The 12,901-nt window shown below is 40.0% G+C and carries 10 protein-coding genes; 4 read left to right on the forward strand and 6 right to left on the reverse strand.

All coding sequences use genetic code 11. The annotated features are described in order from the left end of the window. Positions 1–93: helix-turn-helix domain-containing protein (locus tag SMIDD28_RS11760; RefSeq protein WP_155719335.1), on the reverse strand; the 93-nt coding region annotated here is incomplete at its 3' end. 214 nt (positions 94–307) lie between these two features. On the opposite strand from SMIDD28_RS11760, the gene tyrS reads away from it, so the two are divergent. Next, positions 308–1,564: a tyrosine--tRNA ligase gene (gene tyrS, locus SMIDD28_RS09525; protein WP_061425760.1), complete on the forward strand. Its 1,257-nt coding sequence runs from the start codon at positions 308–310 to the stop codon at positions 1,562–1,564. Positions 1,565–1,641: 77 nt separating this feature from the next. Here the strand turns inward: tyrS and SMIDD28_RS09530 are convergent, their stop codons facing one another. Both SMIDD28_RS09530 and SMIDD28_RS09535 read right to left on the reverse strand, forming a co-directional pair. After that, the gene (locus tag SMIDD28_RS09530; protein WP_061425761.1) at positions 1,642–3,705 is read right to left on the reverse strand and encodes a heavy metal translocating P-type ATPase; all 2,064 of its coding nucleotides are present in this window, start codon (positions 3,703–3,705) and stop codon (positions 1,642–1,644) included. Between the two features lies 1 nt (position 3,706). Further along, positions 3,707–3,985: a DUF6110 family protein gene (locus SMIDD28_RS09535; protein ID WP_061425762.1), complete on the reverse strand. Its 279-nt coding sequence runs from the start codon at positions 3,983–3,985 to the stop codon at positions 3,707–3,709. Positions 3,986–4,242: 257 nt separating this feature from the next. Here SMIDD28_RS09535 and SMIDD28_RS09545 point away from each other — a divergent pair, with 257 nt between their 5' ends. Continuing rightward, a complete protein-coding gene (locus SMIDD28_RS09545; protein WP_061425764.1) occupies positions 4,243–5,091 on the forward strand; it encodes a putative RNA methyltransferase in 849 nt (282 codons plus the stop codon). Between the two features lie 354 nt (positions 5,092–5,445). On the opposite strand, the gene SMIDD28_RS12335 is transcribed toward SMIDD28_RS09545, so the two are convergent. The 3 genes from SMIDD28_RS12335 to malQ form a co-directional block, all read right to left on the reverse strand. Beyond that, positions 5,446–5,652, reverse strand: coding sequence for a hypothetical protein (locus SMIDD28_RS12335; RefSeq protein WP_061425765.1), 207 nt, complete (start codon positions 5,650–5,652; stop codon positions 5,446–5,448). Positions 5,653–5,873: 221 nt separating this feature from the next. Further along, the gene (gene glgP, locus SMIDD28_RS09555; RefSeq protein WP_061425766.1) at positions 5,874–8,132 is read right to left on the reverse strand and encodes a glycogen/starch/alpha-glucan family phosphorylase; all 2,259 of its coding nucleotides are present in this window, start codon (positions 8,130–8,132) and stop codon (positions 5,874–5,876) included. 24 nt (positions 8,133–8,156) lie between these two features. After that, the gene (gene malQ / locus SMIDD28_RS09560; protein WP_061425767.1) at positions 8,157–9,674 is read right to left on the reverse strand and encodes a 4-alpha-glucanotransferase; all 1,518 of its coding nucleotides are present in this window, start codon (positions 9,672–9,674) and stop codon (positions 8,157–8,159) included. Between the two features lie 552 nt (positions 9,675–10,226). Here malQ and SMIDD28_RS09565 point away from each other — a divergent pair. Beyond that, positions 10,227–11,498: an extracellular solute-binding protein gene (locus SMIDD28_RS09565; RefSeq protein ID WP_061425768.1), complete on the forward strand. Its 1,272-nt coding sequence runs from the start codon at positions 10,227–10,229 to the stop codon at positions 11,496–11,498. 109 nt (positions 11,499–11,607) lie between these two features. After that, the gene (locus SMIDD28_RS09570; protein ID WP_000414961.1) at positions 11,608–12,900 is read left to right on the forward strand and encodes a sugar ABC transporter permease; all 1,293 of its coding nucleotides are present in this window, start codon (positions 11,608–11,610) and stop codon (positions 12,898–12,900) included. Position 12,901 lies beyond the last annotated feature (1 nt).

The following is a 12,901-nucleotide window of genomic DNA, read 5'->3' on the forward strand; positions in this document are numbered from 1 at the left end:
GGATTGTCCAATAGCTTTGAAGGTTTCACCGCGCTCTAAGCCCAATTGGATATCATTGCGGTCTGAAAGGGTAAGGTGTTTATGTTTTGTCATAGTAGACCTCATTTCTAACTCAAACGTCTCACACTTAATTCCACCATAAAAATCCGTTTGAGACTAATTTCCACTTCGGTTAGGTAAGTGGAAGTTACTTTGAGAAGTTGCCCTTTCAATAAAATAGCCACTTTCTTCCTTATTCTACTAGGCTATTGCCCAAGTTTGTGATACAATAGGTAGAAACAATATTTTTAAAAAGGAGAAAAGACACATGCACATTTTTGATGAGCTAAAAGAGCGTGGTTTGATATTTCAAACGACTGATGAAGAAGCTTTGCGTAAAGCCCTAGAAGAAGGTCAAGTTTCTTATTATACTGGCTACGATCCAACTGCTGACAGCCTTCACCTAGGCCACCTTGTCGCAATCTTGACAAGTCGTCGCTTGCAACTAGCAGGTCACAAACCTTATGCGCTCGTTGGCGGTGCTACAGGTCTCATCGGAGATCCGTCCTTCAAAGATGCTGAACGTAGTCTCCAAACAAAAGACACAGTAGATGGCTGGGTCAAGTCTATCCAAGGACAACTGTCTCGTTTTCTTGACTTTGAAAATGGTGAAAACAAGGCTGTCATGGTCAACAACTACGACTGGTTTGGCAGTATCAGCTTCATTGACTTCCTCCGTGATATCGGAAAATATTTTACTGTCAACTACATGATGAGTAAGGAATCTGTGAAAAAACGGATTGAAACAGGGATTTCTTACACTGAGTTTGCTTACCAAATCATGCAAGGTTACGACTTCTTCGTCCTTAACCAAGACCATAATGTCACTCTTCAAATAGGTGGTTCTGACCAGTGGGGAAATATGACAGCTGGTACTGAATTGCTTCGTCGTAAGGCTGACAAGACTGGCCACGTTATCACTGTTCCATTGATTACAGATGCAACTGGTAAGAAATTTGGTAAATCAGAAGGAAATGCCGTCTGGCTCAATCCTGAAAAGACTTCTCCATACGAAATGTACCAATTCTGGATGAACGTGATGGACGCTGACGCTGTTCGCTTCTTGAAGATCTTTACTTTCTTGTCACTTGATGAGATTGAAGACATTCGTAAACAATTTGAAGCAGCGCCACACGAACGCTTGGCTCAAAAAGTCTTGGCTCGTGAAGTCGTTACACTTGTTCACGGCGAAGAAGCCTACAAAGAAGCCCTCAACATCACTGAGCAACTCTTTGCTGGAAACATCAAAAACCTTTCTGTCAAAGAACTCAAACAAGGACTTCGTGGAGTGCCAAACTACCAAGTACAAGCAGATGAAAATCACAATATCGTGGAACTGCTCGTCTCATCTGGTGTGGTTAGCTCAAAACGCCAAGCCCGTGAAGACGTCCAAAACGGAGCTATCTACGTCAACGGCGACCGCATCCAAGACCTTGACTATGTCTTGAGTGACGCTGATAAGTTAGAGAACGAACTGACTGTTATCCGTCGTGGAAAGAAAAAATACTTTGTATTGACTTACTAAATTGTTCAACATTTACCTATAAAAAAAGGAGTTAACCTCAATAAAGGTAACTCCTTTTTGCTGTTAATAACTCTCATCTATCTATTTTTAATAGACAGGCTACGCAGGACTATGCGTAAGGTTGTTAGATTATGTAAGATAGAGAGATTTGAAGGACTGAGCCAATTAAACAAGCCAAAGCCAATCAAACTACTATTTACGACAACGGTATCTTGAATATTCTTCTTGATAAGTGTTTGCAAAGATGATGATAACGAATTCAACTCTTGGAAGAAATCCAAACGATTATCTAACAATAAGATATCGCTCATCTGCTTAGAAATATCTGCACTCTCATTCATCACCACACCGATATCTGACAGGGTTAGAGCCGCTGAATCATTCAATCCATCCCCAACCATCAAAATAGTGTGACCTGCTTTCTGCAGTTCCTCTACTAACTCAAATTTCCCATCAGGTTTCAAGTCTGTATAGACCTGATCAAAGGGCAAATCTTTGACTAATTCCTCTGTCCTAACCAAGGTGTCCCCTGTTGCCAGAATCAATTTTTTCCCTTGTTCCTTAAGTTTCTCCAAGGCTGCTTTTGCTTCTTTTCTCAAAGGAGTATGGATGCAGAACATTCCAATCAATTCATTCTGATAAGCCAAGAATAAGAGATTGTAGTGACTCTTGTACTCTTCAATTAAAGCATTTTGTTCTGAATTGATATGAATTTGCTCATCCTGCATCAAAACATAATTCCCAATAAGAACTGGTTGCCCATCTATATGAGATTTGATCCCCTTGCTTGCGATATATTGGAGTTTCCCATGCATTTCCTCATGTTCAATTCCCTCTATCTCAGCTTGCTTGACGATAGCATTAGCAATAGGATGATAGATGTGCTCCTCAAGACAGGCACTGATTCTGAGAATATCTTCCTCACTATAGTCCCCAAAAGGTAACACCTTTTCAACTATAGGATAACTAGTTGTGATTGTTCCCGTCTTATCAAACAAGAAAGTATCAACTTCCAGGTATTTCTCCAGAACATCTCCATCCTTAATCACCATTTCACGGTTCAACCCCTCCTTGATAGCTGCCAAATAAGCTACAGGAGTAGAGATTTTCAAAGCGCAGGAGAAATCGACCAATAGGAAAGAAATAGCCTTAGAAAAAGAACCTGTTAATAGGTAAGTCAGACCAGCTCCCAAGAAATTATATTTGACGACCTTATCCGCCATCTTGATGAAATAGCGTTGTTTCGTTTTCTTGTTTTCTTCAGATTTCTTCATCAACTCAATCAGTTGTAAAACCCGGCTGTTCATCTGATTATCGGTTACACGAATGCGTAACTCTCCAGTTTCTAATACTGTATTTGCACAAACCAAATCAGACTCTCTTTTTTCAACTGGAAAACTCTCTCCTGTCAAGGAACTTTCGTTGACCATACCTAAACCTGAAACCACTTGTCCATCAAACAGAATTTCATTTCCTTGAGATAGGACCAAGACATCTCCTATTTGAACATCGGAACTCTTGATACTAACAACCGTATCGCCCTGTACTAGGAAAACATCGCTCTCTTTTGCAAGAAGGCTTTGTTCTAAATCTGTTGCAGTTTTTTTCAAGGACCACTGATCTAAATGATTCCCCAAATCAAGCATAAATATGATATTGCTAGCCGTCTTGGATTGGTTCATAAACAAGGACAATAAAATCGCCGAACAGTCCAAGACCTCCATCGTTAGTTCCTTACGCGCTAGTGTTTGATAGGCTTCTCTAATATAACCCAAAGCCTGATAACAAGTCCATATATAGCGAATTGGAGACGGTACAAGACTACGAAAAAGCACACGCTTAATCGCTGCACCTGAAACAATAGAATAAGCACTCTCTTCTCTACGAATGGGAAGAGTCATCAACTCAGAAACTTTCCCTTTATCAATTCTTTTTAAAAAGGCTTCTGCATTATCTAATACAGAAAAGCCTTCTTTTATACGTAGAGTAAAGTGCTGTTGATCCATGTAAAACCGGATAGACTCAATTCCCTTTTCATCTCTCGCCAAGGAACGAAGATAGTCTTGAATATCCAAGGTGAGCGAGAAAGATGATGATAGTCGGATATGTTGGTATCCTCTATGTAGCACTTTAAAAGACATGTTATTCCCCTATAAGGCTATCTAATTGCTCTGCTTTTTTCTCTTGCTCGTACAAATATTTGGCATCTTGCAAGACATCGTCTCCATGTTGCTTCACAACAGAAACAGATGCATCTAGCTCGTCCTTCAATTTGTAAGCCTTAGCCAAAGCTTTAGAATAACCTTTTTTAGCTTCCTTACTTGCTAAGATTTTCAAACCAAGGGTACCAAATGCAACACCACCCAAAAAGAGTGATGATTTTTTCGCAACTTTTGCGACGGTTAATACTTCTTTTAACATACTTATTTCCTCCTTATCATTATTATATAGCAATTTAGATATAAAAGCAATTTTATTTTATAAATTGGAGAATTATACTCAATGAAAATCAAAGAGCAAACTAGGAAACTAGCCGCAGGCTGTACTTGAGTACGGCAAGGCGACGTTGACGTGGTTTGAATTTGATTTTCGAAGAGTATTAGTTTTATTTCTACTGAATCTCCCATCTACTTATTCCTAAAGTTGCTTTCATTTGCCTCTTTTGATACACTTAAACTATGAATACAAATCTCAAACCCAAACTTCAGCGTTTTGCTTCTGCGACTGCCTTTGCCTGTCCTATCTGTCAAGAAAAGCTGACTCTGGTAGAGAACAGTCTTAAATGCTGCAACCGTCATTCTTTTGACCTGGCAAAATTCGGCTATGTCAATCTGGCACCTCAAATCAAGCAATCTGCCAACTACGACAAGGAAAACTTTCAAAACCGGCAACAAATCCTAGAAGCCGGCTTTTATCAGGCTATTTTAGAAGGTGTATCGGACTTGCTAGCAAGCTCAAAAACTACCACAACAATCTTGGATATTGGTTGTGGCGAAGGATTCTACTCTCGAAAACTCCAAGAAAGTCACTCTGAAAAAACTTTCTATGCCTTTGACATCTCCAAAGATTCAGTCCAGATCGCTGCCAAGAGCGAACCCAACTGGGCAGTCAATTGGTTCGTTGGCGACCTGGCTCGTCTTCCTATAAAAGACGCCAGCATGGATATCTTACTTGATATCTTCTCACCTGCAAACTATGGAGAATTTCGTCGCGTTTTATCCAAAGACGGTATCTTGATCAAGGTCATCCCAACCAAAAATCACCTCAAGGAAATTCGCCAAAGGGTACAAGACCAGCTGACAAACAAGGACTATTCCAACCAAGATATCAAAAATCATTTCCAAGAACACTTTACCATCCTATCTAACCAAACGGCCTCTCTGACTAAGACTATCACATCAGATCAGCTCCAAGCCCTACTCAGTATGACTCCTCTCCTCTTTCACATCGACCAGACTAAGATTGACTGGAGCCAACTGACAGAGATTACCATTGAAGCAGAGATTATGGTTGGGAGAGCACTCTAAACTATACTTCCCAAAGGTATAAAACTTACCGAAAATCTCCAATATTACAAAAACGCATAAGAACAGGTGGTCAAAACCTTAATCTTATGCGTTTTGTTATGCAAAAATCACTGGAGTTTCTATACACATTAAGTGGAAATATTTGAAATCAGTTCTCTTAATAACCATTGAACACCATATAGTACATTTACCCAAAATATGATATAGGCCGTATAAATCAAGTATTTCGATTTTTCCCGCCTCAAAGAATAAATCTTGTACAAGATAAACAAATTTAAAATAATAAATAATAGAGACAAAATCTTCCCCCAAAAATCAATCATAAAAGTAGGCAGTCAAGCATAGTTCTAATCTTTATTTTCGATTCGAAATTACAAACTTATCAATGAACAATAAGTGATATAAGGCCAGTACCAGACCCCAAACGCTACCACGAAAAGAGAATTCTTGATGATTGAGAGGAAACAAATCATGGTTACCAATATAGAGGCAGGTCAAAATGATAAATAAAATCCAAAATAAATCAGTCCATTTATATTTTGAAAAATATTTTTTCCACATAAAAACACCTTCTTTCCTACAATCATATTATAACACTTTGTGTAAGCGAATACAAGGGATATGAGGTTGAAAGAGAGTAAAAAGCAGTATTTCTAAGCCTTCACTGTATCTATGATTTCTATCTTTTTAAGACAAGATTGACTCAAATCTACATCATTAAAAAAGCGAATTTCAATCGAAATCCGCTTTTTTACAAAATGTATTCGTATAAATCTTGTATCTTAGTTCAAGTGCCAGATATCTTCGTTGTACTGAGCGATTGTACGGTCAGATGAGAAGAATCCTGCTTTAGAAATGTTAACGATAACTTTGTCCAACCATGCGTCACGGTCTTCGTAGTCAGCTAACATTTGCTCTTTGACTTTGATGTAGTCTTCCAAGTCAAGAAGAGTCATGAACCAGTCTTTGTTGATCAATTCATTGTAAAGACGTTCCAAGCGCTCTTTGTTTCCAGCTGCAAGAACTGCATCGCTAACGATGAAGTCAACCAATGGTTTGATAGCTTTACGAGCGTAGAATTCGCTTGATTTGTAAGCTGCTTTTGCGTAAAGATCGATAACAGTTTCTGAATCTTCACCAAAGATGTAAATGTTTTCGTCGCCAACCAACTCAGCGATTTCCACGTTAGCACCGTCCATAGTACCAAGAGTCAAAGCTCCGTTCAACATGAATTTCATGTTACCAGTACCTGAAGCTTCTTTAGAAGCAAGTGAGATTTGTTCTGAGATATCACATGCTGGGATAAGGAAGCTTGCTGCAGTAACGTTGTAGTTTTCAACCATAACTACTTGCAAGTGTGGAGCTACTGCTGGGTCGTTAGCAATAACTTCTGACATGCAAAGAATCAAGTGGATGATGTCTTGAGCGATTGTGTAGGCTGGAGCTGCTTTACCACCAAAGAAGATTGTGATTGGGCGAGCAGGAATGTTACCAGCTTTGATGTCAAGGTATTTGTGAATCACGTACAAGGCGTTCATTTGTTGGCGTTTGTACTCGTGAAGACGTTTGATTTGGATATCAAAGATAGAGTTTGGATTGATTTCAACACCTTGGTGTTCTTTCAAGTGACGAGCCAATTTACGTTTGTTGTGAGCCTTGATGCTTTCCAATTTTTCTTTGACAGCTGCTTTGTCTTCATAAGACAAGAGTTTCTCAAGCTCATCTGCTTCATGGTGCCAACCGTCTCCAAGAATCTCGTCTAAGTAGTGAGACAAGCTTGGATTAGCATGCATGAGCCAACGACGGAAAGTGATACCGTTTGTTTTGTTGTTGAATTTTTCTGGGTAAAGGTCGTAGAAAGCTTTCAACTCAGAATTTTTCAAGATTTCAGTGTGAAGTGCTGCAACCCCGTTAACGCTGTATCCGTAGTGGATATCCATGTGAGCCATATGAACACGTCCGCTCTCGTCAATAATTTGAACAGCTGGATCTTTCACTTCTGCTTTCACGCGACGGTCCAATTCTTTAATGATTGGTACCAAGTGAGGAACCACTTCTTGCAAGAATTCAAGAGGCCATTTTTCAAGGGCTTCAGCAAGGATTGTGTGGTTAGTGTAGGCAGTCATGCTACGAACGATTGAGATTGCTTCGTCAAGCTCGATACCACGTGCAGTCAAAAGACGGATCAATTCAGGGATAACCATTGATGGGTGAGTATCGTTGATTTGTACAACTGCGTAGTCAGCAAGGTCATGCAAGTTGCTTCCTTTTTCGACTGCTTCGTCGATGATCAATTGCGCACCATTTGAAACCATGAAGTATTGTTGGAAGATACGGAGCAATTCACCTTGACGGTCACTATCATCTGGGTAAAGGAAGAGAGTCAAGTTGCGAGCGATATCTGTCTTGTCAAAGTTGATACCATCTTTAATAATAGAAGAATCAACTGAATCCAAGTCAAACAAACGCAAGCGGTTTTTAGTTGCTGTTTCATAACCAGTAACATCAATATCGTAAAGAGTTGATGTCAAAGTAAAGTCTGCAAATGGTACTTGGTAACTACGGCTTGAGCGAATCAACCAGTTTTGCTCTGTCAACCATGCATTTGGAATTGTTTCTTGTTGGTTGTTTTTAAGAACTTGTTGGAAAAGACCAAAGTGGTAGTTAAGACCAACACCGTCACCATTCAAACCAAGAGTAGCGATTGAGTCGATGAAGCAGGCAGCCAAACGTCCCAAACCACCATTACCAAGAGATGGTTCCAATTCAACTTCTTCAACTTCGATCAAGTCTTTACCTGCAGCAGCAAGTTCTTTTTTGACATCGTCGTAAAGACCAAGGTTGATCAAGTTGTTTGACAAGAGTTTACCAATCAAGAACTCAGCTGAGATATAGTAAACTTTCTTTTTACCAGTGTTGACTGGTTTTTGGCTGCTTGCAAGCTTGCTGTAGTTAAGAAGAGCAAGGTAAAGCTCTTCATTGCTACATTCTGCAATGGTTTTATTGTAACGATTTTGTACAAATTCTTGTAGTGATAACATGTTTAAGTGTCTCCTGATATTATCTTATTTCTTTAATTCTAGCAAATTTTCATTGGTTCGGCGATAAATTGTCGTCAAGTCAAGCAAAGTTTCTTCGACAGCTGGTGTCAATTGATCTTCAGTCATACGCCAAGACCAGTTTCCACCAAGGGTAGACGGAAAGTTCATACGAGCTGTCTCATCCAATTCTAGCAAATCTTGCATAGTTGCAATTGCCATGAAGCTAACTGATGAAAAGACTGTACGAAGCATAGCATGTGGCACTGTTTCATACTCTTTACGGTTAGTGTAGCGAGCCATGTACTCACGAGTCGCATCATCGATCTCATTACGGTACCAACCAAGGACCGTGTTGTTATCGTGAGTTCCTGTGTACATAACTGAGTTAGCAGGTGCCAAGTGTGGGCTATCGATGCTTTCGTCTTCTGGGTTGAAAGCAAATTGAAGAATCTTCATTCCTGGGAAGCCAGTACGTTCACGCAATTCGATAACTTCGTCTGTCATGAAACCAAGGTCTTCTGCGATGATGTTTAACTCACCAAGTTCTTCCTTAACGGCTGCAAAAAGCTTGTATCCTGGACCTTTCACCCACTCACCAGGTGCTGCTGTATCGGAACCAGCAGGGATTTCCCAGTAAGATTCGAAACCACGGAAGTGGTCGATACGAACGATATCGTAGATTTTGAAGCTTTCACGCAAGCGTTCAATCCACCATTTGTAGCCGTCTTTGTCCATTGCTTCCCAGTCATAGATTGGGTTACCCCAAAGCTGACCAGTTGCAGAAAACTCATCTGGTGGGCATCCTGCGATGCAAGTTGCTTTACCGTTGACATCTGTCTTGAAGAGATGTGGATTTGCCCACATATCGCTTGAATCTTCCGCTACGTAGATTGGCATGTCCCCAACGATTTCGATGTGGTTGTCGTTAGCGTAAGCTTTCAATTTCAACCATTGTTGGAAGAAGAAGTACTGAGTCACACGGTGGTAAACCAACTTGTCTGCCAATTGCTCACGGTAGCTTTCAAGTGCTGAAGTTTTACGAGCACGAGCATCCGCATCTGGCCATTCAGTCCAAGCAAGATTGTCAAAATGCTCTTTGATAGCCATATACTCAGCAAAGAGCTCAAGCCATGATTGGTTGTCTTGAGCAAATTTCTCAAAATCTTTAACATCTCCGACTTCAAAGAAACGTTGCACCGCTTTTTCTAAAAGAGGACGACGTGCATAGTAAATCTTAGCATAGTCAACTTCAGACGCATCGCTACCAAAATCAACTCCTTCAAGGTCACTTGCTTCCAACAAACCTTGCTCCACCAAGATATCTAAATCGATAAAATGAGTGTTTCCTGCGAAGGCTGAGAAAGATTGGTAAGGAGAATCCCCGTAACTAGTTGTTCCTAGTGGAAGGATTTGCCAGTAACGTTGTTTTGTACGAACCAAGAAATCAACGAAGTCGTAAGCACTTTGACCAAATGATCCGATTCCGTAGGCTCCTGGAAGAGAAGAGATGTGCATCAACACACCACTTTGACGTTTTTTCATAATAGCACCTCATGTGTTAAAATTAATGGAACGTTGCGTATTTTTGCAGACGCAAACGTTTGCGCTACTTATAAGTATACTCCTTTTCAAGCATAATTGCAAGCGTTTTTAAAAAACTTTTTTGATTATTTTTAAGGAGACTAACCCATTTTAGCAAAGATAACTTAAAACCATCTAATCCTAAAGTTTGACTCTCACGGGACAGTCTACAAAGCGCAAATCCTCCTTTAGAAAACTTTGATTTATATGCAAAAAGGCACAAAGATCTATAGAAAATAGATAGGGATTAGAAACAGGGAGGTACCCCTCCTGATTTCCCTCTTTAGACAGATTCCATCTATTTTTTATTAAAAATACTGTATTCTTATCTATTTCACACTTTTCTTCTATTAAAAAGCAAAATCATGCTATCAAATCAAGCTTAAAAATTTTTTAAAATTTTTGACAAAAATACTTGCAACCGTTTTCTATTTGTGCTATACTAAGCTCATAAAGGAAAACGTTTGCGTTTCCTTATCAATAAAACTTGTTATTCTTTAGGAGGAATACACTATGTCATCTAAATTCATGAAGAGCGCTGCGGTGCTTGGAACTGTTACACTTGCTAGCTTGCTTTTGGTAGCTTGCGGAAGCAAAACTGCTGATAAACCTGCTGATTCTGGTTCATCTGAAGCGAAAGAAATCACTTTCTACGTTGAAGATCAATATAAAGCATTTGCTGAATCAGCTGCAAAAGCTTACGAAAAAGAAGCTGGCGTAAAAGTGACTATCAAAACCGGAGACCAAATGGGTGGTCTTGACAACCTTTCTCTAGATAACCAATCTGGTAAAGCTGCTGATGTTATGATGGCACCATACGACCGTGTAGGTAGCCTTGGTACTGATGGCCAACTTTCAGAAGTTAAATTGAGCGACGGCGCTAAAACAGATGATAAAACTAAATCTCTTGTAACAGCTGCTGACGGTAAAGTTTACGGTGCTCCTGCCGTTATCGAGTCACTTGTTATGTACTACAACAAAGACTTGGTGAAAGAAGCTCCAAAAACATTTGCTGACTTAGAAAGCCTTGCTAAAGATAGCAAATACGCATTCGCTGGAGAAGATGGAAAAACTTCTGCTTTCCTAGCTGACTGGACAAACTTCTACTTTGCATACGGACTTCTTGCTGGTAACGGCGCTTACGTATTCGGACAAAACGGTAAAGACGCTAAAGACATCGGTCTTGCAAACGACGGTGCTATCAAAGGTGTAGAGTACGCTAAATCTTGGTATGAAAAATGGCCTAAAGGTATGCAAGATACAGAAGGAGCTGGAAACCTAATCCAAACTCAATTCCAAGAAGGTAAAACAGCTGCTATCATCGATGGACCTTGGAAAGCTAAAGCCTTCAAAGACGCTAAAGTAAACTACGGTGTTGCAACTATCCCAACTCTTCCAAACGGAAAAGACTACGCAGCATTTGGTGGTGGTAAAGCTTGGATCATCCCATCAAGCACTAAGAACCTTGAAGCTGCTCAAAAATTTGTAGACTTCCTTGTTTCAACTGAAGAACAAAAAGCCTTCTACGATACAACTAACGAAATCCCAGCTAACACTGAAGCTCGTTCATACGCTGAAGGTAAAAACGATGAGTTGACAACAGCTGTTATCAAACAGTTCAAGAACGCTCAACCAATGCCAAACATCTCTCAAATGTCAGCAGTTTGGGACCCAGCTAAAACAATGTTGTTTGAAGCTGTAAGCGGTAAAAAAGATGCTAAAACAGCTGCAAACGATGCTGTAACATTGATCAAAGAAACAATCAAACAAAAATTTGGTGAATAAGAAATTTGTTCAAGGGGGGTGGAAATCAAATCCCCCTTTGAATTTATCAACAAAAACACAAATAGTTTAGGTTTTATGTAGAAACCAGTATCCTATGAAAGGAGTTATTATGGAAAAGCAACAACCTAGTAAAGCAGCCCTGCTGTCTATCATTCCTGGGTTAGGACAGATTTACAATAAACAAAAAGCCAAAGGTTTTATCTTCCTTGGTGTAACCATCGTATTTGTCCTCTACTTCCTAGCACTTGCAGCCCCTGAATTGAGCAATCTCATCACTCTTGGTGACAAGCCAGGTCGTGACAATTCCCTCTTTATGCTGATTCGTGGTGCCTTCCATTTAATCTTTGTAGTCGTTTATGTACTCTTTTATTTCTCAAATATCAAAGATGCACATACAACTGCTAAACACATTAACAATGGTATTCCAGTAGCACTTACCTTTAAAGAAATGGTCAAAGGAATCTATGAAAATGGCTTCCCTTACCTCTTGATCATTCCATCTTATATTGCCATGACTTTTGCGATCATCTTTCCAGTTATCGTAACCTTGATGATTGCCTTTACCAACTACGACTTCCAACACTTGCCACCAAACAAGTTGTTGGACTGGGTTGGTTTGACCAACTTTACGAACATCTGGAGCTTGAGTACATTCCGTTCTGCCTTTGGTTCTGTTCTTTCTTGGACTATCATTTGGGCTTTATCTGCCTCAACTTTACAGATCGTCATCGGTATCTTCACAGCTATCATTGCTAACCAACCATTTATCAAAGGAAAACGTATCTTTGGTGTTATTTTCCTTCTTCCTTGGGCTGTCCCAGCCTTCATCACTATCTTGACATTCTCAAACATGTTTAACGATAGTGTCGGAGCTATCAACACTCAAGTCTTGCCGATCTTTGCTAAATTCCTTCCATTCCTTGATGGGGCTCTTATCCCTTGGAAAACAGACCCTACTTGGACTAAGGTTGCCTTGATTATGATGCAAGGTTGGCTTGGATTCCCATATATCTACGTTTTGACTTTGGGTATCTTGCAATCTATTCCTAACGACCTTTACGAAGCAGCTTATATTGACGGTGCCAATGCTTGGCAAAAATTCCGCAACATCACTTTCCCAATGATCTTGGCTGTTGCAGCACCTACTTTGATTAGCCAATACACCTTCAACTTTAACAACTTCTCTATCATGTACCTCTTCAATGGTGGAGGACCTGGTAGTGTCGGTGGAGGAGCTGGTTCAACCGATATCTTGATCTCATGGATCTACCGTTTGACAACAGGTACATCTCCTCAATACTCAATGGCGGCAGCTGTTACCTTGATTATCTCTATCATTGTCATCTCAATCTCTATGATCGCATTCAAGAAACTACACGCATTTGATATGGAGGACGTCTAAG

It is taken from the genome of Streptococcus mitis, from assembly GCF_001579045.1.
Classification (GTDB): Bacteria; Bacillota; Bacilli; order Lactobacillales; family Streptococcaceae; genus Streptococcus; species Streptococcus mitis_D.

Bases quoted from the DNA above. Each gene is read 5' to 3' on its own strand.
- malQ (WP_061425767.1), bottom strand. From the start codon at position 9,674: ATGAAAAAACGTCAAAGTGGTGTGTTGATGCACATCTCTTCTCTTCCA.
- SMIDD28_RS09530 (WP_061425761.1), bottom strand. From the start codon at position 3,705: ATGTCTTTTAAAGTGCTACATAGAGGATACCAACATATCCGACTATCA.
- SMIDD28_RS09565 (WP_061425768.1), top strand. From the start codon at position 10,227: ATGTCATCTAAATTCATGAAGAGCGCTGCGGTGCTTGGAACTGTTACA.
- tyrS (WP_061425760.1), top strand. From the start codon at position 308: ATGCACATTTTTGATGAGCTAAAAGAGCGTGGTTTGATATTTCAAACG.
- SMIDD28_RS09535 (WP_061425762.1), bottom strand. From the start codon at position 3,985: ATGTTAAAAGAAGTATTAACCGTCGCAAAAGTTGCGAAAAAATCATCA.
- SMIDD28_RS09545 (WP_061425764.1), top strand. From the start codon at position 4,243: ATGAATACAAATCTCAAACCCAAACTTCAGCGTTTTGCTTCTGCGACT.
- glgP (WP_061425766.1), bottom strand. From the start codon at position 8,132: ATGTTATCACTACAAGAATTTGTACAAAATCGTTACAATAAAACCATT.
- SMIDD28_RS12335 (WP_061425765.1), bottom strand. From the start codon at position 5,652: ATGTGGAAAAAATATTTTTCAAAATATAAATGGACTGATTTATTTTGG.
- SMIDD28_RS09570 (WP_000414961.1), top strand. From the start codon at position 11,608: ATGGAAAAGCAACAACCTAGTAAAGCAGCCCTGCTGTCTATCATTCCT.